Genomic DNA, 22421 nt, shown 5'->3' on the forward strand with positions numbered 1-22421 from the left:
GATGAGCACGGAGCAACGCAGAGAGATGATCGTGGCCGCGGCGCTTCCCCTGGTCGCCGACCACGGCGCCGCGGTCACCACCAGCCAGATCGCCCGCGCGGCCGGCATCGGGGAGGGCACGATCTTCCGGGTCTTCACCGACAAGGACGAACTCCTCGACGCGTGTCTCGTCGAGGCGATGAACCCCGGCCACGTGCTGCGCGAACTGGCCTCGATCTCCCTCGACGAACCGCTGGCCGATCGGCTGACGCAGGCGGCGGAGGCGCTGCGCGCCCACCTGGGCCGCATGGGGACCGTGATCGGCGCCCTGCACGGCACCGGGCACCGCCGCGAGCGAGGCTCCGGAGAGCGGCAGGCCCCCGGCGGCAGGGATGCGTCGATGAAGGCGACCCACGAGGCGATCGTCGAGCTGATCGAGCCCGACCGGGCGTCGCTGCGCCTGGAGCCCGGAAAGGTGGCATCGGTCTTCCTGGGGATGCTCTTCACCCGGCCCCTTCCCGCGTCCGGCGACCTGGGCTCGTCTCCCGGGGAACTCGTCGACATCCTGCTGCACGGCATTCTCGGGTCCCCTGGGAGCGGGGCATGACCATCACGTTGAACCACACCATCGTCCCCGCCGTGGACAACCGCGAGGCGGCCCGCTTCTTCGCCTCGATCATGGGCCTGGAGGAGATGCCGCCCGCCGGCCGCGACGGCCACTTCGCGCCCGTACGGGTGAACGACTCGCTGACCCTGGACTTCATGACCGTGGACGACCCCGTCGGCATGCATCTGGCCTTCGACGTGGACCCGGCCACGTTCGACCGGATCCTGGCCCGGCTGCGGGAGGCCCGGGTGCCCTACGGCAGTGATCCGGCCCATCCCGGCAACGGCCGGATCGACCACCCGCTGTGCCCGCGCGGGCTGTTCTTCGTCGATTCGGCGCGCAACCTCTACGAGGTCATGTCCCCCGCCTGACCGCGGCCGGTGATCCGGACGGGGGACTCCGGATGAAAGTTGCAGGGCCGCGCGCCGTTCGTCCCGCGCGTACGGCCCCACGCGCCCGCGTTTCATTGACCACGAGTCCACTTTCGCGGACGATCCGGGGCAAGGGGGCCGGCCGACACGAGGAGTGGGAATGACACGGAGCAGAACGGGGACGGGCGCCTGGATCACGGCGGCCCTGCTGGCGGGGGCCGCGATCGTCGCGCCCGCGGCGGCCCGCGCGACCGCCGGGACCACGGTGGCCTACACGACGTTTCCGCCGAGCCCGTCGCCGACGGCGAGTCCCACTGCCTGCCCGGCGATTCAGCCTCCGTCGGAGCAGAACACGCCGCCGACCGCCCCGGGAGCACCGACGGACGTCCAGGTCTTCATGACGCAGGTCCTCCTGCGCTGGGCGCCCGCCACCGACGCGGACGGCATCGCCTGCTACCAGGTCCGCGAGGTGTGGAACGGCGCCGAAAGGGTCGTGGGCACCTTCGCGGGCACGGTCACCTCGGGCTCCGTCTACCTGCCGTGGCCGCCCTACGGGGTCCCGTCCCAGGTCCACCAGCTGTACGTCGTGGCGGTGGACACGAAGGGGGCGGTCAGCCCGCCGTCCGGCTCGGTCTCCGTGACGATCTACAACGACATCGTCACCCCGCCCTCGCCCTCGGTCTCACCGGCCGTGGTCACCTGCCGGGTGGCGGTCAGCTCCTCCGACTGGTGGAGCGGGATGAGCACAAGCATCACGATCACCAACGCGACCGAGACGCCCGTGAGCGGATGGCGCCTCAAGTTCATCTTCCCCGACCCCGGGCAGAAGCTGACCACGGGCTGGTCGGCCACCTGGTCGCAGGCCGGCTCCGAGGTGACGGCGGCGAACCTCGACTGGAACAAGACCATCGCGCCGGGCAAGTCCGTGACCATCGGCTTCCTCGGCAGCCACACCGGCTCGAACCCGTCGCCGACGAGGTACACCCTCAACGGCGCCTCCTGCGCCTCCTGACCGCCACGGTTCCCGCCGTCCCCGGCACAGAGGGACGGCGGGAACCCGGGCGAGACTCAGCCGAGGCCGGCGTACTGGCGGGGGCGCAGCGCCTGCGCGCGCAGCGCGGTCAGCGCGGCGCGGCGGCCCGTGCCGGTGAGCCGCCAGACGTACGCGTCCCGGGCGGGCCCGGACACCCGCGCCGGGGCGGTCGGCCCCGAGCCGCCCGAAGCGCCGTCCGAGAGGCCGAGGGCGTCGAGACGGTGCCGGAGCCGGGCCAGCGGATGGGAGAGGTCGACGCCGGTGACACGTCCGCCGTCGGCCGAACGCCAGCCCTCGCCGTTGACCACCTCGGCGACCCGGTCGCGCAGGTCGCCGTCCGGTACGGCGTCGCCGTCCACCAGGATCATCAACGCGGACTCGCGGATGGAGATCTCGAAGTCGTGTTCGCCGGGGGCGGGGACGAGCAGGGTGGCCGCGGCGGCCTCCCACAGGGCGGCGGGATCGTCCAGGAGGTTCCGGCCGGTGGTCGTGAGCACCAGCCTCCTCCCACTGCGCCGCAGCGCCCCGAGGTCGTGGACGGCGATCCGCCTGAGCTCGGTCACGGCGGGCACGTCGGCCTCGCCGCGCACCGCCCGCGACTCCACTCCCGGCCTCATAGGAGCGGCCCAGCCGAAGCGGCCCGCCGCCTCCGCCGCCACGGCCCGCCCGACGTTGAGCCGTTCGGTCAGGCGGACGCCGGTGCGGGCCAGGTCGAGCAGCCAGCGCAGCGGCTCCAGGTGGGGCTCGGCCGGCGCCTCGATGGGCGCGTGCAGCCGTACCTCGAAGGGCTGGGCGAGCTCGCGGCGGGCGGTGCCGCGCCCGAGCACCCAGCGGTTCAGCCGTTCGCCGTGCACCCGGTGCAGCCAGCAGTCGCCGCCCAGCTCGGCCCGGGGGGCGGTGAGCCAGCGGCGGGTCAGCTCCTCGCGGTCCACCGGATCGCCGGCGACGATGGCCAGCTCCAGCGCGGCGGCGCAGGCGACGTGGGCCCCGAGCTCCTCCGGGCCCATGATCGAGCTCCAGGACAGCTCGGGGACGTCCGGGGGCAGCACCCCCGTCGACTCCAGCTCACGGTGGTAGGCCGAGGTCCCGGCCTCCTCGCCCTCCCTGACGTACGTGAGCAGGATCCGGGCGGTGGCGGGGGAGTCGCACAGGGCGGCGTACCGCTCCATCCCGGCGAGCCGGAGCAGCTTGCCGAGCGCGCGTGCGATGGTCGCCTGGTCGCCCGGGACCTTGATCGGCAACGTGTACCAGAGGAACTCGCACACGTCGAACTGGCTGATCGTCTCCAGCGCCTCGCCGCCGGCGAGCCATTCCACCGCGACGCGGGCGGGCTCGGCGATGTCCGGTTCGGAGCGCTCCAGTTGGACCAGGAGCGCGGCGACGTCAGGTGCGGGCATGACCCGCAGTCTGCCGTATCGACCCCATCGTTGACGACGACCCGGTAACACTGACGACCACCCCCTCTGGGCGCAACGGTATGGCCCAACCATACGGGGGTGTCAGATCCAGGAGTCGAACAGCATCCTCGCGTGCCAGGAGTCGTACGGGATGACCTCGGCCGCGATGACCGGATAGAGCCAGCCGAAGTTCACCAACGACAGGAGGACGAACGCGCCGACGACGGCGGTGCCGATCACCCGGCGGTTCGGCCGGGCCGGGTCGGCCCGCCCCATGATGAGCCCGCAGCCCAGCACGATCGCAAGGATCATGAACGGCACCATCGGCATCGCGTAGAACGCGAACATCGTCCGGTTGTCGGAGATGGAGAAGTAGAACCACGGCAGCCATCCGGCGGCGTAGCCGAGCAGCACCGAGCCCGCGCGCCAGTCCCGGGTCGCGACGTACCAGGCGATCATGCCGATCAGCGCGAGGAGCCCGGCGAACCAGATGATCGGCGTGCCGGTGCCGAGGATCGAGTAGGAGCAGCTGGGCGCGCCGCACGTGGTGGGCGACTCGTAGAAGAACGCCACCGGGCGCAGCAGCATCGGCCACTGCCAGGGTCTCGACTGGTACGGGTGGGTCTGGGCGAGACCCGTGTGGAAACTGAGCACCTGGTGCTGGTAGTCGAACCACGACCGGAGCGAGTCGATGACGAAGTAGGCGGGGCCGTTGGCGGTGGCCTGCTCCCAGTTGCGCCCGTAGCCCTTGTCGGTGACGAACCACCCCGTGAACGAGACGAGGTAGACGAGGGCCGGGACGACGGCCATCCAGGCCGCCGCGAGCGGCAGGTCGCGCACGATGACGCCGCGGAAGGGGCGCGGCACCCCGGTGGTCCGCCGCGCGCCCAGGTCCCACAGCAGCACCATGACCGCGAACGCGGCGATGTAGAAGGCCGCAGTCCACTTGGTGGCGAGGGCCGCGCCCAGGCAGAGCCCGGCGCCGAGGAGCCAGGGCCGCAGGCCCGTCCGCGGGCCGTCGTCCGGCGAACCCGCCTCGTGCCAGGAGACCAGCCGGGAGCGGAACCAGTCGCGGTCGGCGACCAGGCAGGCGAACCCGGCGACCACCCAGAACATCAGGAAGATGTCCAGCAGGGCCGTACGGGACAGCACGAAGTGGAGGGCGTCGAGGGAGAGCAGCAGGCCGGCCACGCAGCCGAGGAGCGTCGAACGGGTCATCCTGCGGGCCGTGCGGGCGAGGATCAGGATCGACAGCGAGCCGAGCAGCGCGGCGGCGAACCGCCAGCCGTACGGGTTCGGGCCGAAGAAGACCTCGCCGAGGCCGATCATCCACTTGCCGAGGGGCGGATGCACCACGTACGAGGCGCACTCGCCGACGGTCGGGCACTGCTTGAAGATGTGGTCGTTCCCGGCGAGCAGGAGCTTGTCCGCGCCGTCCACGAACTGCCGCTCGGCGCCGTATCTGACCGTCGCCCAGGAGTCCTTGGCGTAGTAGGTCTCGTCGAAGACGACCGCGTGGGGCGTACCCAGCCGGAAGAAGCGCAGGAACGCGCCGAACAGGGCGATCACGATGGGGCCGACCCAGCCCCACATGACGCTGCCGGGCATGGGCGGCACCAGCCGGTCGCGAAGGGACACCGCGGGAGCTTCGCCCTCAGGTTCCTCTTCCGGCTGCTCGAACGCCTTGTGGGAATAGTCGGTCACGGCCACCCCGACAGATTACTGGTGAGTCCCCGCGGAGGACACGATTCGCGCTGGGATCGGGGCCTGCGAGCCTCTTACCGTGAATGTTTCACACCCTGGGCGGACGAGGGACGTCGCGGGGCCGCCGCGCGCCGGTCATAGGGTGGACGGGTGCTCGTTCTCGCCGCGGCGCCCATCGGCCAGCCCAAAGACGCCTCCCCCCGGCTCCGCGAGGTGCTCGCGACGGCCGACGTGATCGCGGCGGAGGACACCCGCCGGCTGCGGCGGCTCACGGCCGACCTGGAGGTGACCCCGGCGGGCCGGGTGGTGTCCTACTACGACGCGAACGAGAGCGCGCGGGCCGCCGAACTGCTGGAGGCGCTGCGCGAGGGGCGCACCGTCGTCGTGATCACCGATGCGGGGATGCCCGGGGTGTCCGACCCCGGCTACCGGCTGACCCGCCTCGCGGTCGAGGCCGGCCTGCCGGTGACGGCGCTGCCCGGCCCGTCGGCGGTGACGACGGCACTCGCCGTGTCCGGGCTGCCGAGCGACCGGTTCTGCTTCGAGGGCTTCCCGCCGCGCAAGCCGGGGGAGCGGGCCCGGCGGCTCGCCTCGCTGGCCGCCGAGGAGCGCACGATGGTCTTCTTCGAGGCGCCGCACCGCCTGCGGGCGACCCTGGAGGCGATGGCGGAGGCCTTCGGCCCCGGACGGCCCGCCGCCGTCTGCCGCGAGCTGACCAAGACGTACGAGGAGGTGCGGCGCGGCGGCCTGGGCGAGCTGGCCGGATGGGCGGCCGGCGAGGTCAGGGGAGAGATCACGCTCGTCGTGGCCGGACGGACGGCCGAGGAGGCCGCGCCCGGCATCGACGAGCTGGTCGAGGAGGTGGCCCGGCGCGAGACCGCGGGAGTCCCCCGCAAGCAGGCCATCGTCGAGGTGGCCAAGGCCGCGGGCGTCTCCAGGCGCGACCTCTACAACGCCGTCCACACCTCCTCCCCCTGACCGCTCTCTCCCTGGCCGCTCCGCCGCTCCGCCCGCGCTCCGGCCCGGCGCCGTACGAGGTCACGCACGGTTATGGCGGCGGCGAGGCAGGCGAGCGGGACGGCGGGCAGCAGGTAGCGGTAGTCGAACTCGGCGGTCGCCGCCGGCGCCAGGATCAGGCCGGCCGACGCCAGCCAGGGCAGCAGCACGGGCCCGCCGAGCTCGCGCCAGCGCCGCACCACGCCGTACAGGCCGAACAGCAGCAGCAGCCCCAGCACGAGGCCCGGCAGCCGGACGACCTTCTGGTAGGCGATCATGAAGTTCGACCAGGGCGAGACGATTCGCGTCGCGGCCGGCCCGTTCTCGTACGCCTCGGCGTCCTTGTCGGTGGTGCTGTGGTAGGAGCTCCACTTGGGCAGCTTGCGCGTGTACTCGTTGGAGAACTCGTACTGCTTGTAGGTCTTGGCATCCGGGAAGCGCGGGCGGCCCCAGTGGAAGGCGCGGAAGAAGTCCTTGGCCACCGCCGCGAGGTAGTCGCCGGGCTGCGACAGGATCGCCTTCTTGGCGAACGCGCTCGCGTTCGCGTTGATCTCCGGGGTGAACTTCATGCCCGAGCCGAACACGTGGAGCTGGTTCTGGTCGTCCCACCACAGGTACGCCTGGGAGTAAGGACCGCGTTTGTCCGGCGGCGTGTTGATGCACAGCAGAGCCAGTTCCAGCTCACGCCGCTCGTCGATGTCCATCTTGTGGCAGTCGGCGAACAGCGACGTCCGCATGTAGAGGATGACCCCGTCGCTGTTGGTCATCGCGAACTGCCCGTTCACCGCCTTGAACCAGCCCATGTACGCCAGGACGGGCAGCGCGCAGGCGACGACCATGGCGGCGATCGGCCGCCACCCGGCCCGCTTGATCACCAGGTACGCGACGACGAGCGCGAGGATCGGCAGGCCGATGCTCCGGGTCAGCGCCGTCACCGCGAGCAGCAGCCCGACGGCGGTCCCGCCGCGCCAGGTCATCCTTTCCCGCCACAGCACGAGCGTCACCACGCCCACCACGAGCAGGATGAACATGCCGTCCGACATGACCAGCTGTTCGAGCTGGATCTGGTAGGCGTCGAACAGCACCGGGGCCGCCGCGAGCGTGGCGCCCCAGCCCGGCATCCCGAATCTCCTGGTCAGCAGCGCGTAGATCAGGACCGCCGCGGCCAGTCCCATCAGGTGCTGGGTCAGGATGACAAGCGAGAAGCTGTGGAACGGCCTGAGCAGGAGCAGCCAGAAGCTGTATCCGTCCGGGCGGATCGGGTGCGGCCGGGGGCGCAGCGCCACCGACACGTAGTCGTAGGAGTCGTTGAACCACATCGCCGGGCCGAAGCCGAGCATCGTGACGATCCGCAGCACGAAGCCCACACCGAGGGTGACCGCGAAGACCCGGTGCCGGCGCAGCAGGGCGGCCGCGCGGCCCCATCGGCCGAGCGGGACCGCGTCCACCGAGGGAGGATCCGCGATCGCGACCATCAACGTCGCGCGGGGGCGACCGGCTGCCTGAGCAGGCGGGCGGGTCCCCGCTTCCTCCCCTCGGATCTCGTCGGTGATGTCTTCCGATTTCCGGTGCCGGGCCCGTCCTCTGCGTCGCCGTCCGGGCGGTGACGCGGGCCGCCCGCCGCTCCGGCGGTGGGTGGAGTCACGGTTACAGAATGCCAGCCGTTTCGCCGACTTGACTCGGACGCTACCGGGAAGCAGGCATCATTGGTGTCCTGCCGTCATATGCAAGGAGTTGCGACGTGGAACTTACCGTTGTCATGCCATGCCTCAATGAGGCCGAGACCGTTGAGATCTGTGTCCGCAAGGCTCTCACCTGCATGCGGGAGAACGGTGTCGACGGCGAGGTGGTCATCGCCGACAACGGCAGTACGGACGGCTCGCAACAGCTGGCCCGCGACGCGGGTGCCCGTGTGGTCCACGTCGACGCGAAGGGCTACGGCAACGCCCTGATCGGCGGCATCCGCGCCGCCCGCGGCAGGTACGTCATCATGGGCGACGCCGACGACTCCTACGACTTCACCAACCTGATGCCCTTCGTGGAGCAGCTCCGGGACGGCGCCGAGCTGGTCATGGGCAACCGGTTCCGCGGCGGCATCGCGCCGGGCGCCATGCCCCCGCTCCACCGCTACCTGGGCAACCCGGTCCTGTCCTTCATCGGCCGGCTGTTCTTCCCCAGCGAGATCGGCGACTTCCACTGCGGCCTGCGGGGCTTCCGCCGCGACTCGATCCTGCGGCTCGGGCTGCAGACCGGCGGCATGGAGTTCGCCTCCGAGATGGTCGTCAAGGCGACCCTGCAGGGGCTCGACGTCCGCGAGGTGCCGACGACCCTGTCGCCCGACGGCCGCTCCCGCCCGCCGCACCTGCGCTCCTGGCGGGACGGGTGGCGCCACCTGCGCTTCCTCATGCTCTACAGCCCGCGCTGGCTGTTCTTCATCCCCGGCCTGGTGCTGATGACCCTCGGCCTCGTGGCCGGCGCCGCGCTCACGTTCGGCCAGGTGCGGATCGGCAAGCTCGCCTTCGACGTCGACACGCTGGTCGGCGCGTCCGCGATGGTGGTGATCGGCTTCCAGGCCGTGCTGTTCGCGCTGTTCACCAAGGTGTACGCGGCAGAGGAGGGCTTCCTCCCCGAGGACCGGCGGGTCAGGAAACTGGTCGACATCGTCACGCTGGAGCGGGGCCTGCTGGCCGGTGGCGCGCTCGCGGTGGCCGGTCTCGCCGGCCTGGTGGCCTCGCTGTCCCACTGGGGCGGCCGCGGCTTCGGCGAGCTGATCCCGGCCGAGTCGCTGCGTCTCGTCGTGCCGTCGGCGACCGCGTTCGTCATGAGCTTCCAGACGATCTTCGCGTCGTTGTTCATCAGCATCCTCGGCATCCGCCGCTCGCGGGAGACCCCGGCCGACATCGCCGCGTCCGCCGCGGAGGAGGCCGCCGAGGCCGTCAGCCAGGACGTCAACCGCGAGTCCGTGGCCTGATCCCGGCCTTGGTCCCGGCCTGATCCGGGGCATGATCGGGAGCTGGCGCGGACCCGTGTGCCGCCCCCGTTATCCAGGGGAGGCACCGGTCGCGGACCGATAGGATTCGCTCATGGCGGCTACAGGAACGACAGCATCCGGGGAGTCGGCGTACTACGTGACGACGCCGATCTACTACGTCAACGACGCCCCGCACCTGGGCCACGCCTACACGACCGTCGCGGGCGACGTGCTCACCCGCTGGCACCGCCAGCGCGGCGAGAAGGTGTGGTACCTCACCGGCACGGACGAGCACGGTCAGAAGGTCATGCGCACGGCCGAGGCGAACGGCGTCACACCCCAGGAGTGGTGCGACAAGCTCGTCGAGGACGCCTGGAAGCCGCTCTGGGAGCACCTCCAGATCGCCAACGACGACTTCATCCGTACGACCGAGCCGCGCCACACCGACCGCGTGCAGGAGTTCGTGCAGGACCTGTACGAGAAGGGCGAGATCTACAAGGGCGGGTACGAAGGGCCGTACTGCGTCGCGTGCGAGGAGTACAAGTCGCCCGGCGACCTGCTGGAGGGCGACCTGTGCCCGATCCACAAGCGCCCGGTGGAGTGGCTTAAGGAGGAGAACTACTTCTTCCGGCTCTCCGCGTACGGCGAGCGGCTGCTGGAGTTCTACGAGCGCAACCCCGACTTCATCCGGCCCGCCTCGGCGCGCAACGAGGTCGTGTCGTTCGTGAAGCAGGGCCTGCAGGACCTGTCGATCTCGCGGTCCACCTTCGACTGGGGCGTCCCGATCCCCTGGGACACCAAGCACGTCATCTACGTGTGGATCGACGCCCTGCTCAACTACGCCACGGCCGTCGGGTACGGCTCGGACCAGGAGAAGTTCGACGCCACCTGGCCGGCGAACATCCACCTGGTCGGCAAGGACATCCTCCGCTTCCACGCGGTGATCTGGCCCGCCATGCTGATGGCGAACGGCCTGTCGCTGCCGCGCGGGGTCTTCGCCAACGGCTGGCTGATGGTCGGCGGCGAGAAGATGAGCAAGTCCAACCTGACCGGCATCTCGCCGCGTGAGCTGACCGAGCACTTCGGCGTGGACGCCTACCGCTACTACTTCCTGCGGGCGATCCCGTTCGGCCAGGACGGCTCGTTCTCCTGGGAGGACTTCTCCGCCCGCTACACCTCCGAACTCGCCAACGACTTCGGCAACCTGGCGTCCCGGGTGGCCGCGATGGTCGGCAAGTACTTCGAAGGCACGCTTCCTGAGGCGACGGACGCCGGTCCCGCCGAGCAGGCGATCGCGGACGGCCTGGCCGCCGCGGCGGCCCAGGCGGACACCCTGATCGGCGACAACCTGGACTTCTCCGCCGGCATCGGCGCGATCTTCGAGTTCGTGAAGCAGGTCAACGGCTACCTCAGCGACCAGGCGCCCTGGAAGGTCGCCAAGGACGAGTCGCCCGAGGGGCAGGCGCGGCTCGCCACGATCCTCTACACGGCGGCCGAGTCGCTGCGCGCGATCGCGGTGCTGCTGCACCCGGTCATGCCGGGCACGAGCGCCAAGCTGTGGGCGTCCCTCGGGGCGGAACCCCACCTCGGCGCGCTCGCGGACCAGCGGATCGCCGACGTCGCCACCTGGGGCGGGCTGCCCGCCGGGGCGCAGGTCGTCAAGGGAGAGATCCTCTTCCCGAGGCTGGAGAACGCCTGACCATGTCGCGAGAGCGTCCGGCGCCACCCGAGGCGCTGCCCGCAGAGGTGTTCGACAGCCACTGCCACCTCGACATCATGGTCGGCAACCGGCAGGCGTCCTCGGGCGACCCGGTCGCGCTGGCGGCCCAGGCGGCCGGCGTGGACGTCGAGTCGATCGTGGCCGAGGCGCGAGCGGTCGGCGTGACCCGCCTGGTGACCGTCGGGTACGACCTGCCGTCCTCCCGCTGGAACGCCGCCGTGGCCGCCGGGCACCGCGACGTGTACGCCGCGGTGGCCATCCACCCCAACGAGGCGCACGCGTCCACGCCCGAGGTCCTCGCCGAGATCGAGGACCTCGCCCGGCGTCCGGACGTGCGGGCGGTGGGGGAGACCGGGCTCGACTACTACCGCGACTGGGCCTCGAAGGAGGACCAGCACGCGAGCTTCCGCGCGCACATCGAGATCGCCAAGCGGACCGGGAAGGCCCTGGTGATCCACGACCGGGACGCGCACGACGACGTGCTCGCCGTGCTCGCCGACCAGGGCGCCCCGGACGTGGTCGTCTTCCACAGCTTCTCCGGGGATGCCGAGATGGCCAAGCGGTGCGTGGACGCCGGCTACTACATGTCGTTCTCCGGCCCGGTGACGTACAAGAACGCCGGGTATCTCCGCGAGGCGGCGGCGGTGGCCCCGCCCGAGCTCGTGCTGGTCGAGACCGACGCGCCCTACCTGCCGCCGACGCCGCACCGGGGCAAGCCCAACGCGCCCTACCTGATCCCGCTCACGCTCCGCTGCCTCGCCGAGGTCAAGGGCATGGACCTCGCCGATCTCGCGGCCCGGGTCTCCGCCAACGGCGAGGCGGCGTTCGGCGCCTGGTGAGGCGCCCGCCGGTGGTCCGGGCCGGCGCGGGGATGCCCGACACTGGAGTCATGAGTCTGCTCGGGCCGGTCGAAGTGCGTGTGCTGGCGGAGAAGCTGAACCTCCGCCCGACGAAGAAGCTGGGGCAGAACTTCGTGATCGACGGCGGCACGGTCCGCCGGATCGTCCGGGTCGCCGAGGTCGCCCCGCAGGACGTGGCGATCGAGATCGGCCCCGGGCTCGGCTCGCTCACCCTGGCGCTGCTGCCGGAGGTCGCCCAGGTCGTCGCCGTGGAGATCGACCCGGTGCTGGCCGGGCAGTTGCCGCTGACGGTCGCGCAGCGGGCCCCCGAGGTGGCGGACCGGCTGACCGTGGTGCACGCCGACGCGCTCAAGGTCGGCCCCGCCGACCTCCCGGCCGAGCCGACCGTGCTGGTGGCCAACCTGCCGTACAACGTGTCGGTGCCGGTCGTGCTGCACCTGCTGCGGGTGCTGCCGTCGCTGCGGCGCGGGCTGGTGATGGTGCAGGCGGAGGTCGCCGACCGCCTGGCCGCCGCTCCGGGCTCGCGCGTCTACGGAGTGCCCTCGGTGAAGGCCGCCTGGTACGCCGACGTGCGCCGGGCCGGCCCGGTGGGCCGCAACGTCTTCTGGCCCGCGCCGAACGTCGACTCCGGCCTGGTCTCCCTCGTACGGCGCGAGCCGCCGGCGACGACGGCGACCCGCGAGGAGGTCTTCGCCGCCGTCGACGCGGCCTTCGCCCAGCGCCGCAAGACGCTGCGGGCCGCGCTCGCCTCCTGGGCCGGTACGCCCGCCGCCGCCGAGGAGGCGCTCGTCAGGGCCGGAGTCGACCCCTCGGCCCGTGGCGAGCAACTGCGCGTCGAGGACTTCGCCCGCATCGCCGAGCAGCGCGCCGCCAGATCCCCCCGCCCCGCGACCACCCCCTGACCCGCCGGGCGGCCTCTCGGCTCGACGACTGAGGCATACGCTCCGGCCTGCCCTGATCTCGCTCGGCCGAGTTGGATGAAACCGGCCGAATATGATCATTACGGACAGGCCTCGGCTCTTGTGGTGGCGAGGGGACGTGACGACGATTGCTTGGAATCGTGCGCCACACCACGGAGGATCTCCATGCCCCCCAAGCGCTTCCCCGCCCTGGCCGCCGGCCTCGCCGGCGCTCTCGCCGCCGCCGTGGCCGGTGCGGCCGTCACGCCCGTCGCCGCGCACGCCGGTGCCGGGACCGCCACGGCGACCGCGACCGTCTTCGCGCCCAACCCCGTGCAGCAGCTCGGCCTGCAGAACCTGACCGACGCCAAGGACGCGGACCTGCCCGGGTTCGGACCGGCGTACACGCAGGTCACGCTCACCGACCTCGACGGCTCCGGCACGCTCACCGGCCGCTACGTGCGGGTGAAGAGCACGACCGGCGCCGCCGCGAAGGTGTCCGGCGGCGCCTTCCCGGCCTACCACCGCGACGCGGACCAGTTCGAGCAGGTGATGGGCTACCACTGGGTGACCACCGCCCAGCACTACATTCAGTCGCTCGGGTTCGGCGGCACGCTGCGGCCGGTGAACCAGCGGCAGATCGAGCTGCGCATCGACCAGTACGGCGGCGACAACTCCTTCTTCCGCGACGACAAGGCCAACGTCAGTCTCGGCAAGGGCGGCGTCGACGACGGCGAGGACGCCGAGGTGATCGTCCACGAGTACGGCCACAGCGTCCAGGACGGGCAGGTGCCCGGGTTCGGCACAACCCTTGAGTCCGGCGCGATCGGCGAGGCGTTCGGTGACTACCTCGCCGTGGCCGTGAGCAGCTGGGCGACCGGCACGCCCACCAGGACGGACGAGGCGTGCGTGGCCGACTGGGACTCGGTGAGCTACACCTCGGCGCCGCACTGCCTGCGCCGCCTCGACGGGACCAAGCACTATCCCGAGGACGTCAGGGGCGAGGTGCATGCCGACGGCGAGATCTGGGCCCGCGCGCTGTGGGACGTCCGCCGCGCCCTCGGCGACCGCAAGGCGAGCACACTGATCATCGAGGCGCAGTTCGCCTTCGCCCCCGACACCACGTTCAGAGCCGCCGCGGAGGCGACCGTCGCCGCGGCACGCCGCCTGTACGGCGCGAGCGCGGCGAACGCAGTGACCAAGGCGTTCGCTGACCGCGGCATCCTCTGAGGACGCGGAGGCGGGCGTCAGCCCGCGACGGCGGCGCCGAAGTCGAGGGTGTCCGCGCCGTCCGGCCCGGGGAGCACCGTCCGCCCTCCAGACCCGGAAGAGGGTTCGGAGCCGGGTGACGCCCCGGCGCGGGAGACCGTCGTATAGATCACCGCGCCCGTCACGCCGCCGTCCGGAGCCCCGGCCAGCACGCGGCCGTCCGCGGTGCCGCTCACGCTCCACCCCAGATGGTCGTACGGCGCGGGGCTGTCCTCCCGGAGCACGACGCGGCCGGGTGGGCCGGTGAGCCCGATCACGTGGACCGCCCCCGCCTCCGGCACGCCCGGCAGCGCCTGCCCGGGGGCCCCGGCGAGCAGGGACGGCCCGGCCAGCGCCAGGGAGAAGCCGAACCGCCCGCGTTCGCCCGCCTCGGCCTGCGCGCCCAGCAGCCGGACGAATCGCGGTCCGGGACCGGCCGCCTGGAGGAGCAGCACCGCCCCGGCGTCACGGGTGTCGTAGGGATCGGCCCCGGGGGCGCCCACCGCCAGGTACCCCGCGCCGTACGCCAGGGAGTAGCCGAGGCGGTCGCCGGGATGGGACGGCAGGTCGGCGGTGAGGCCGGAGACGCTCCACCCGGCGCCCTGGTAGGCCCACGGCCGGGTCGCCACGTCGTAGATCACCGTGACGGCGCCGGTGTCCGCCTGGCCGTTCTCCTCCTGGTCCTCGAACGGCGCGCCCACGGCGAGGTCGAGCGGCCCGGCGGCCCCGCCGAGCCGCCCGAGGGCGAGCGACCAGCCGAACATGTCGCCCGGCTGGGACCCTCCCGGCACGCCGGGCGAGTCCTGCGTGACGCGCTGGGGCGTGCCGGGGCTGCGACCGGTGAACCGATAGACGTAGACGGCTCCGGAGTCGACCTCGCCGTCGGCGTCCTCGTGCGGCGCGCCGACCACGACCACCCCCTGCGCGGCCGTCCCGGTGCCGCCATCGGTCGTGCCCGTGCCCGTGCCGGTGTTCGCGGGGGCCGGGGCGGTGAGGCCGTCGGAGTGCCCGCTGCCGGGAGACGTGTCGCTCACGGCGAGCGACCAGCCGAAGTGGGCGTCGGTCCTGGCCTCGGGGGCGCGCAGCTCGGTCCGGGGCGCGCCGGGCGTGCCGAAGCCGCGCCCGCCCCAGTAGACGTACGCCACCCCCGCCCCGTGCGCCTGCACCTGCCCCGCTCCCCCGTACGCGTACGGGGTCGAGACCACGAGATCCAGGCACCGGTCGCCGTCGATGTGCGCGGCGCGGGCCGTCCAGCCGGGGGCGGCGGCGTCGAACGCGGTGACCACGGGCGCCGGCTTCGACGGAGGCCCGCCGCGAAGGAGGAACACGCGGCCGGATCCCACCGCCGTGCTGTCCGGGCTCGGGGCCAGCGGGTCGGTGACCACCGCGTCGTCGTAGCCGTCTCCGTCGAAGTCGGCCGCGCCGGCCCGCGCGCAGTCGCCGCCTCCGGCGTCGCCGGGGGGCGTCGCCGTCGTCGCGCCGCTCGCCTCCAGGGCGGGGTCCGGCGTCCCTCCGGGGGCAGGACTTCCGGCGGCAGGACTTCCGGGGGCAGGACTCCCGGTGGTGGGACTTCGGGGGGACGGGCTCGCGGGGGCCGGTTCCGGCGCGGCCCGCCGGGGCGCCTCCCCGGGCGCCTTCCCGTACGCGCTCCCGGGCGGGGGAAGACGCACGTGGACGGCCGGCGCGTGGGCCACGAACGGGCCGTCGAGGCGGGCGGCCGTACGGCCGGAAGGCAGGGCGTACTCGGCGCTGAGCGTGACCATCGCCCCCGGTGCGAGCGTGCCGGGCGCGGGGTGGGAGGCACGGGGGTGGTGCGGCACGTTCCGGTCGTCGAGAAGGTCGGGCGGGCCGGCCGGTTCGGCGTCCGCGCCGCCCATGTTGAGCATGATCCAGTCGATTCTGCACACCAGGCCGTCCCCGGCCACGTCATCGCCGGCCACGCTCGCTCTGACCACGTCGGCTCGGGCCGCGCCACCGCCGACCGCGCCGGAGCCGGTCGGGGCGTGGCAGGCAGGGGGCTGGACGACGACCTGGACGTCCCCGATCTCGATGCGGCGGCCCACGTCGCTCTCCCGGGCGGCGGGCGGAGCGCCGCCGGAGCGGGAGGTGAGCAGCCCCACCGCGAGTCCCGCGACGATGGCGAGAGCCACGGCGGAGGCGACCAGCGCGAGCAGTCTCCCGGTCCTCCGCCGCGGGCGCGGCCCGGACGGATGCGGTGACGGCGCGTCCCACGGGCCCTCGATCACCTGGGTCGTCGGGTCGGGCCGGCTGCCGACGAGGTCCAGCAGCAGTTCCTGCGACGTGGGCCGGTTACGCGGCTCCCGGTCGAGCGCCCGGCGGACCAGGCGGTCCAGCGGCGCGGGCAGCGTACCGAGATCGGGCGCGCTCTCCAGCAGGCGGTGGGCGAGGACCATCGGGTCGCCCTCCCCGAAGGGGTGGCGCCCGCCCGCGGCGTACGCCACCAGGCAGCCCCAGGTGAAGACGTCGGCGGCGGGGGTGACCGGGAGGCCCCGGAGCTGCTCGGGCGCCCACCAGCCGGGGGTGCCGACCAGTTCGTCGGTCCCCGTGTGGCCGTGGGTGGCGTCCACGGCCCGCGAGATCCCGAAGTCGATGACACGGGGCCCGGACATCGACAGGATCACGTTCGAGGGCTTGAGGTCCCGGTGGACCAGCCCGGCCGCGTGGATCGCGGTCAGTGCCGCTGCCACGCCGAACGCGACGCCGTGCAGCGTGCCCGGCTCCAGCGGGCCGTCCGTCGCGATGTGCCGGTCGAGTGGCGTGCCGGGAATGTACTCGGTGACCATGTACGGCCGTCCGTCCGGCGTCTCGCCGTGACCGAGCACCTGGGCGGTGCAGAACGACGCGACGGCGCGGGCGTGCTCGACCTCGGAGGCGAACCGCGCCGTGAAGCCGGGGTCGCCCGAGCGGCCGGCCCGGATCACCTTGACCGCGACGTGCCGCCCCTCCGGGGAGACGCCCATGTAAACCGTGCCCATGCCGCCCGAGCCGATCCGGCCCACCAGCCGGTAGTCGCCGATCGCGCTCGGGTCGCTCGGTGAAAGGGGGGTGGCGGCGTCGGAATCGATCAGGGCTCCCAGGGGGCGGTGCCGGGGACGGGCATGACGGGAGGGCGTCACGGGAGGCCGGCACGGGGGCGGATCTGAGGTCACCGTACCGGGACGTGTACGGCTTTCGCCCTCGTTTATGAGCTTCTCTTGGCCGGACGGAGAACGGGACCACGTTAGGCTCGGGTCCCATGTCTGGAGCGAACCCGCAGGCCGCCCGCAGGGCCGGCCGCCAGGACGTCCCGCGGGCGGCGGCCCGATGAGCGCGATCACCGTACGCGTGCCCGCGAAGGTCAACCTGCAACTCGCGGTCGGGCCGCTGCGCGAGGACGGTTACCACGACCTCGTGAACGTCTTCCACGCCGTGTCGATCTTCGACGAGGTCACGGCCGCCGAGCCCGGCGACGTGTCGGCGGCCGCGCCGCCGCTGACCGTGCGGATCGAGGGGGAGTCGGCGGGCGAGGTCCCCGCGAACGACGACAACCTGGCCGTACGGGCGGCCCGCGCGCTGGCCGGCCACGCCGGTCGCTCCTACCGGGCCGATCTGCTGATCCGCAAGTCGATCCCGGTCGCCGGCGGCATGGCGGGAGGCAGCGCCGACGCGGCCGCCGCCCTGGTGGCCTGCAACGAGCTGTGGGGCCTCGGCCTGCCGGTGGAGGACCTCATGGAGATCGCCGCCGACGTCGGCAGCGACGTGCCGTTCGCCCTGCTCGGCGGCACGGCCGTGGGCACCGGCCGGGGCGAGCGGCTGTCACGCCTGGAGACGTCGGGCGCCTTCCACTGGGTCTTCGCGCTCGCCGACGGCGGTCTGTCCACTCCCCGGGTGTACGGCGAGTGCGACCGCCTGCGCGAGGAGGCCGGGACGGACCCCGGCCTTCCGGGGGCGAGCGAACCCCTGCTGGCCGCGCTGCGGGAGGGGGACGCCGCGGCCCTCGGCCGGGCGCTGACCAACGACCTGCAGCCCGCGGCGCTGTCCCTGCGGCCGTCGCTCGCGCACACGCTGCACGCCGGCGCCGAGCTGGGCGCCCTGGGCTCGCTCGTCTCGGGGTCGGGCCCGACCTGCGCGTTCCTCGCCGCGTCGGAGACGCACGCCGCGGAGATCGCCGCCGGGCTCAAGAACGCCGAGGGCTGCCGGGCCGCCGTCACGGCCACCGGCCCGGTCCCCGGAGCCGTGGTCGTGGGCTGAGGCCCGCATGCTCGCCGAATAGGTTCGAGGGTCGCGGGGCGGATAGGCTTGTCGGACGATGAACCTGGTCAATCTGGAGTCGGTCTCCCACGCCTTCGGTCTCAAGCCCCTGCTGGCCGATGTCTCCCTCGGCATCGAGCAGGGCGACCGGATCGGCGTCGTGGGCCGCAACGGCGGTGGCAAGACCACGCTCATCTCCATCATCTCCGGCACGCTGCGCCCCGACAGCGGGCGCGTGACGCACACGCGCAACCTGCGGGTGGGCATGCTCTCCCAGCGCGACGAGTTCGACCCGGACATGCCGGTGAAGGACATCGTCCTGGCCGGGCGGGCCGAGCACGAATGGGCCGGCGACGCGGCGATCAGGGAGATCCTCGCCCGGCTGCTCGGTGACGTCGACCTGGCGTCCCCGGCCGGCGCCCTGTCCGGCGGCGAACGCCGCCGTACCGCACTGGCCAGGCTGCTGATCGGCGAGCACGACCTGATCGTCCTCGACGAGCCGACGAACCACCTGGACATCGAGGCCATCGCCTGGCTGGCCGGGCACCTGTCCCGGCGCAGGTCGGCGTTGCTGGTCGTCACGCACGACCGGTGGTTCCTCGACGCGGTGGCCACCCGGACCTGGGAGGTCGTGGACGGCACGGTCGAGCGGTACGAGGGCGGCTACGCCGCCTACGTCCTCGCCAAGGCCGAGCGCGCCCGGCTCGCCCAGGCGGCCGAGGAGCGCAGGCAGAACCTCATGCGCAAGGAGATCGCCTGGCTGCGGCGCGGCCCGCCGGCGCGTACGTCCAAGCCGAAGTTCCGGATCAACGCCGCCGAGGCGCTGATCGCGAACGAGCCGCCGGCGCGTGAGACGGTCGAGCTGCTCAACTTCGCCTCGGCGCGGCTGGGCAAGACGGTCTTCGACCTGGAGGACGTGACGCTCCACGCCGGCGGCCCCGGCGCCGGGCCGCTCGTGCTCGACCACAGCACGTACCAGTTCGGCCCGGGTGACCGGATCGGGCTGATCGGGGTCAACGGCTCGGGCAAGTCGTCGGTGCTGCGCCTGTTGTCGGGTACGGTCACCGAGGACAGCGGCCGGGTCGTGCGGGGCAGGACCGTACGGCTCGCGCACCTGTCGCAGGAGTTGCACGACCTCGATCCGTCGCGGCGGGTGCTGGAGACCGTCGAGGAGGTGCGCAAGTACGTCCAGGTAGGCAAGAAGGAATGGTCGGCCTCCCAGCTGCTCGAACGCCTCGGCTTCCGGGGCGAGGCGCAGTGGAAGGTCGTCGGCGACCTGTCCGGCGGTGAGCGGCGGCGGCTCCAGCTCCTTCGGCTGATCATGGACGAGCCGAACGTGCTCCTGCTCGACGAGCCGACCAACGACCTCGACATCGAGACCCTCACCGAGCTGGAGGACCTGCTCGACGGCTGGGCCGGCACGCTGGTCGTGGTGAGCCACGACCGCTACTTCCTGGAGCGGGTGGCCGACCGCTGTGTGGCCCTGCTCGGGGACGGCAGGCTCTCCATGCTCCCCGGTGGCGTGGACGAATACCTGGAGCGCCGGGCCTCGGGGACCGCGCTGTCCGCCCGCGCCGCGGCGTCGTCGGCCGCTCCGGCCGCCGTACCGGCGGAGCAGAGGCAGGGCGGGGACGGACAGGGCGCGGACCAGGCGGCCACGGCCGGGCTGTCGGCCAAGGAACTGCGGGAGCTGCGCAAGGAGCTCAACCGGCTGGAGCGGCAGCTCGACAAGCTCGGCGAGCGGGAGGCGGCGCTGCACGCCGACATGGCCGGGGCCGCCGGCGACTTCACCCGCCTGGCCGCTCTCGACACGGACCTTCGCGAGGTCGGCGCGCAGAAGGAGACGGTCGAGCTCGAATGGATGGAGCTCGCCGAACGCCTCGAAGGCCAGTGACCCCGGTCTCTGCGGCTGCGCGCCCAGGGCGTGGAGACCGGCCGCAGGGCTCACATCTCCACCAGGACGCGGGACAAGGCGGCGCGTGGCCCGGGAGGGCCGCGCGCCGCTGCCTTGTGACGGTCCTTGTGACGGTCACCGCCGCGCCGTGTACGGTCCGCGGGGCCACTCGGACGTATTCACGACGGGTATGGGTTCCACCCCTGGGATGTGACCTTCGTCACATCACGTCCTGACCCACTGGCTGACAACCATCCCGTCAGGTCCCACATGATCAGCGCAAACACAGCTGACATTCAGGAACCGCGCTGACAGAGCGCCACGTATGTCGCGCTTGCCGGCTAATTGCGCTGCAGGATTACCACTTTTTCCCTCCTTTCTTCGTATAACTTTCTCCTCGTTCCTTCACTGACGCATGGGGCGCAAGTGACGCCTCACGACAGACCAGGGAGATTTTCCATGAAGCGCACGCTTGCTCTGGGTGGCATGGCGGCCGGTCTGCTGGCCACCGCCGTTGTCGCCTCCCCGGCCGCTCACGCCGGGAACGACGTCGCCGCCGACTCGCTGGCCAAGACCAACCTTGCCGCCCAGCAGGTCGCGGCGTTCTGGTACGGCGAGAACGCGGCCAACCTGATCAACGCCACGCCGTACGGCGTGGAGACCAAGGTCGTCGCCAAGCACGTCTCCAAGGGCGGGCCGGCGGCCGACAGCAAGCCCGGCGTGGTGCCGGCGATCGGCGACGAGAAGAAGTCGGCCGCGAAGTCGAAGAACGTGAACCTGCCCAAGACCACGGGCAAGGTGTTCTTCATCGGCGGCGACGGCAAGCCGCACTGGTGCACCGCGACCTCGGTGCAGTCGGCCTACCACAACCTGGTCGGCACGGCCGGTCACTGCGTGTACGACACCGAGTCGAACAAGGCCACCCTCGACAAGTGGGTGTTCGTCCCGGGTTACTACCAGGGCAAGACCCCGTGGGGCATCTACGTCGGTAAGACCGCCTACACGCACTACGACTACGACGTGTACGAGGACGGCGACCGCGACTACGCGTTCGTCACCGTGTACAACGGCGTCAAGGTCGACCGTGCTCACCTGTCCGGCGCGCACAGCGACGCGGGCAAGGACTGGGGCACCTTCGAGACCCCCTTGGACGCGCAGAAGAAGGTCAAGGACCTCCAGGACGCCAAGGCGTCCGGTGCGTCCGACCTGAAGATCACCCCCGTCGTCGACTGGGCGCACAAGGTGGTCCTGGGCACCCCCGGTTCGCAGAAGGTCGCGGCCAGCGTCGCCCAGCTCGCGGTCATCCCGTCCACGATCCCCACCGCTCGGACCACCCTGGAGAACTGGGCCAAGGGCCACATCGGCTCGTCCACGTTCACCGACAACACGTGGGGTTCCGTGGTCACCCAGACCGTCGGGTGGGCCAACACCGGCTGGAACTCGAACGACGCCACGAAGCAGACGACCTACGTCTTCTCCCAGAACAACAAGAAGTACAAGGCCACCTTCTGGGGCAACTTCGACACCGACTACAAGGTCACCGGCAAGGTGCTCTGGATCGGTCTGTCGGACGTCGGCCGCCTGGGTGACAACGTCGGTGGTCAGGGTCTGGCCTACAACCAGAAGATCGGCCAGCCGGTCTTCGTGTTCGGCTACCCGAGCGGGTCGCACCCGGACGGCAACTACGCCTTCTCCGGCCACACGCTCAAGTGGACGTACGGCAAGACCTTCGCCGCGACCGCTTCGGCGATCAAGGCCGAGGAGCTGCAGGGCGTCCGGTCCTCCTTCACCGGTGAGGGCTCGCTCGGCTCGGCGTGGCTGCTCAAGTACAACAACAGCCGCCGTCTCGGCTACCTGAACGGCGTGACCATCGGCGTCTCCGACACCGACAGCAACGACCGCTACGACACCTCCGTCTCCCCGTACTTCGACGGCGAGACCTACGGCGTCTACAAGGCCGCTGCCAGCAAGTGGTCCGGCAAGATCGTCTGATCTGCCCAAGACTGATCGAGAAGGGGCCCGGCATCCAGCCGGGCCCTTTTTCCGTTCCCACAGCGCCCCTGCTCACAGGTCCCCACGGTCATGGGCGCTGGTTCACAGCGACGGTGGCCACGGGAAGCGGCGCCCGTGGCCGCGGCGGTCACATGGCCCTGGTCAGGGGACCGTAGTTTCTGGGGACCGTAAGTTCAGAGGGCTGTGGGTCGGTCAGGCCTACGGACCTGCAGGGCTCCCGCCACGCTCGGGGCGTCCTGCTTCATGTTCATCGTCGATCATTGTCGCGGACGGGTGCTTGCTCGCCGGCCCGCCGCGCCGCCCGCTGTCGGCCCGGCAGGACACGCGGCGCATCAGCAGCACATCGGCAGCACACGACAGCGCAGCATCGGCAGGGTAGGGGCCGGTGCGGCCTCCGCGCCTCTTCAGCCGTGGAGAGATTCGCCGGAGCGGCCGGTTGTGGCGGAGGGGCTGTCCGGGTGGTGACCGGGACGACGGA

The 22421-nt window shown here is 72.0% G+C and carries 16 protein-coding genes; 12 read left to right on the top strand and 4 right to left on the bottom strand.

The window, feature by feature from the left end; genetic code table 11:
- The first annotated feature begins 1 nt into the window (after position 1).
- From HHX40_RS30085 to HHX40_RS30095, 3 genes are all read left to right on the top strand, one after another.
- Positions 2–586 (top strand): TetR/AcrR family transcriptional regulator, encoded by a 585-nt coding sequence (locus tag HHX40_RS30085; protein WP_220499748.1) that lies wholly within the window; start codon positions 2–4, stop codon positions 584–586.
- A complete protein-coding gene (locus HHX40_RS30090) occupies positions 583–957 on the top strand; it encodes a VOC family protein (RefSeq protein WP_182883287.1) in 375 nt (124 codons plus the stop codon). Before HHX40_RS30085 ends, HHX40_RS30090 begins: the two co-directional genes overlap by 4 nt.
- A 160-nt stretch (positions 958–1117) precedes the next feature.
- Positions 1118–1969: a cellulose-binding domain-containing protein gene (locus HHX40_RS30095; RefSeq protein ID WP_182883288.1), complete on the top strand. Its 852-nt coding sequence runs from the start codon at positions 1118–1120 to the stop codon at positions 1967–1969.
- A gap of 56 nt (positions 1970–2025) precedes the next feature.
- On the opposite strand, the gene HHX40_RS30100 is transcribed toward HHX40_RS30095, so the two are convergent.
- Together HHX40_RS30100 and HHX40_RS30105 are read right to left on the bottom strand one after the other, a co-directional pair.
- Positions 2026–3387: a hypothetical protein gene (locus HHX40_RS30100; protein ID WP_182883289.1), complete on the bottom strand. Its 1362-nt coding sequence runs from the start codon at positions 3385–3387 to the stop codon at positions 2026–2028.
- Between the two features lie 102 nt (positions 3388–3489).
- On the bottom strand, positions 3490–4995 hold the full coding sequence (locus HHX40_RS30105; RefSeq protein WP_259404057.1) for a dolichyl-phosphate-mannose--protein mannosyltransferase: 1506 nt from the start codon (positions 4993–4995) through the stop codon (positions 3490–3492).
- A gap of 246 nt (positions 4996–5241) precedes the next feature.
- Between HHX40_RS30105 and rsmI the strand changes: the two genes are divergently transcribed.
- Entirely contained in the window at positions 5242–6069 is an 828-nt protein-coding gene (gene rsmI / locus HHX40_RS30110) for a 16S rRNA (cytidine(1402)-2'-O)-methyltransferase (protein WP_111701407.1), read from the top strand.
- Here rsmI and HHX40_RS30115 read toward each other — a convergent pair.
- Entirely contained in the window at positions 6039–7535 is a 1497-nt protein-coding gene (locus tag HHX40_RS30115) for a hypothetical protein (RefSeq protein ID WP_182883291.1), read from the bottom strand. The two genes, rsmI and HHX40_RS30115, sit on opposite strands and share 31 nt — an antisense overlap.
- A gap of 293 nt (positions 7536–7828) precedes the next feature.
- On the opposite strand from HHX40_RS30115, the gene HHX40_RS30120 reads away from it, so the two are divergent.
- The 5 genes from HHX40_RS30120 to HHX40_RS30140 all read left to right on the top strand — a co-directional run bounded on the left by HHX40_RS30120 (position 7829) and on the right by HHX40_RS30140 (position 13767).
- The gene (locus HHX40_RS30120) at positions 7829–9058 is read left to right on the top strand and encodes a glycosyltransferase family 2 protein (protein ID WP_310738349.1); all 1230 of its coding nucleotides are present in this window, start codon (positions 7829–7831) and stop codon (positions 9056–9058) included.
- A 112-nt stretch (positions 9059–9170) separates the two neighbouring features.
- Positions 9171–10757 carry a methionine--tRNA ligase gene (gene metG, locus HHX40_RS30125; protein WP_111701405.1) on the top strand — a complete coding sequence of 529 codons (1587 nt, stop codon included), beginning with the start codon at positions 9171–9173 and terminating at the stop codon, positions 10755–10757.
- A 2-nt stretch (positions 10758–10759) separates the two neighbouring features.
- The gene (locus HHX40_RS30130; RefSeq protein WP_182883292.1) at positions 10760–11617 is read left to right on the top strand and encodes a TatD family hydrolase; all 858 of its coding nucleotides are present in this window, start codon (positions 10760–10762) and stop codon (positions 11615–11617) included.
- Between the two features lie 50 nt (positions 11618–11667).
- Complete coding sequence (rsmA, locus tag HHX40_RS30135) at positions 11668–12540, top strand: 16S rRNA (adenine(1518)-N(6)/adenine(1519)-N(6))-dimethyltransferase RsmA (RefSeq protein ID WP_182883293.1); 873 nt, start codon at positions 11668–11670, stop codon at positions 12538–12540.
- A 183-nt stretch (positions 12541–12723) separates the two neighbouring features.
- On the top strand, positions 12724–13767 hold the full coding sequence (locus HHX40_RS30140; RefSeq protein WP_182883294.1) for a M36 family metallopeptidase: 1044 nt from the start codon (positions 12724–12726) through the stop codon (positions 13765–13767).
- A gap of 17 nt (positions 13768–13784) precedes the next feature.
- Here HHX40_RS30140 and HHX40_RS37975 read toward each other — a convergent pair whose 3' ends face one another.
- Positions 13785–16922, bottom strand: coding sequence for a protein kinase domain-containing protein (locus HHX40_RS37975; protein ID WP_182883295.1), 3138 nt, complete (start codon positions 16920–16922; stop codon positions 13785–13787).
- Between the two features lie 187 nt (positions 16923–17109).
- Between HHX40_RS37975 and HHX40_RS30150 the strand changes: the two genes are divergently transcribed.
- From HHX40_RS30150 to HHX40_RS30160, 3 genes are all read left to right on the top strand, one after another.
- Positions 17110–18036 (top strand): 4-(cytidine 5'-diphospho)-2-C-methyl-D-erythritol kinase, encoded by a 927-nt coding sequence (locus HHX40_RS30150; RefSeq protein WP_182883296.1) that lies wholly within the window; start codon positions 17110–17112, stop codon positions 18034–18036.
- Positions 18037–18094: 58 nt separating this feature from the next.
- Positions 18095–19930, top strand: coding sequence for an ABC-F family ATP-binding cassette domain-containing protein (locus HHX40_RS30155; RefSeq protein WP_182883297.1), 1836 nt, complete (start codon positions 18095–18097; stop codon positions 19928–19930).
- Positions 19931–20389: 459 nt separating this feature from the next.
- Complete coding sequence (locus HHX40_RS30160) at positions 20390–21922, top strand: trypsin-like serine peptidase (RefSeq protein ID WP_182883298.1); 1533 nt, start codon at positions 20390–20392, stop codon at positions 21920–21922.
- Positions 21923–22421 lie beyond the last annotated feature (499 nt).

This window comes from Microbispora sp. H10949 (assembly GCF_014161435.1).
Classification (GTDB): domain Bacteria; phylum Actinomycetota; class Actinomycetes; order Streptosporangiales; family Streptosporangiaceae; genus Microbispora; species Microbispora triticiradicis.

Bases quoted from the DNA above. Each gene is read 5' to 3' on its own strand.
- HHX40_RS30085 (WP_220499748.1), top strand. From the start codon at position 2: ATGAGCACGGAGCAACGCAGAGAGATGATCGTGGCCGCGGCGCTTCCC.
- HHX40_RS30090 (WP_182883287.1), top strand. From the start codon at position 583: ATGACCATCACGTTGAACCACACCATCGTCCCCGCCGTGGACAACCGC.
- HHX40_RS30095 (WP_182883288.1), top strand. From the start codon at position 1,118: ATGACACGGAGCAGAACGGGGACGGGCGCCTGGATCACGGCGGCCCTG.
- HHX40_RS30100 (WP_182883289.1), bottom strand. From the start codon at position 3,387: ATGCCCGCACCTGACGTCGCCGCGCTCCTGGTCCAACTGGAGCGCTCC.
- HHX40_RS30105 (WP_259404057.1), bottom strand. From the start codon at position 4,995: ATGCCCGGCAGCGTCATGTGGGGCTGGGTCGGCCCCATCGTGATCGCC.
- metG (WP_111701405.1), top strand. From the start codon at position 9,171: ATGGCGGCTACAGGAACGACAGCATCCGGGGAGTCGGCGTACTACGTG.
- HHX40_RS30130 (WP_182883292.1), top strand. From the start codon at position 10,760: ATGTCGCGAGAGCGTCCGGCGCCACCCGAGGCGCTGCCCGCAGAGGTG.
- rsmA (WP_182883293.1), top strand. From the start codon at position 11,668: ATGAGTCTGCTCGGGCCGGTCGAAGTGCGTGTGCTGGCGGAGAAGCTG.
- HHX40_RS30140 (WP_182883294.1), top strand. From the start codon at position 12,724: ATGCCCCCCAAGCGCTTCCCCGCCCTGGCCGCCGGCCTCGCCGGCGCT.
- HHX40_RS30150 (WP_182883296.1), top strand. From the start codon at position 17,110: ATGAGCGCGATCACCGTACGCGTGCCCGCGAAGGTCAACCTGCAACTC.
- HHX40_RS30155 (WP_182883297.1), top strand. From the start codon at position 18,095: ATGAACCTGGTCAATCTGGAGTCGGTCTCCCACGCCTTCGGTCTCAAG.
- HHX40_RS30160 (WP_182883298.1), top strand. From the start codon at position 20,390: ATGAAGCGCACGCTTGCTCTGGGTGGCATGGCGGCCGGTCTGCTGGCC.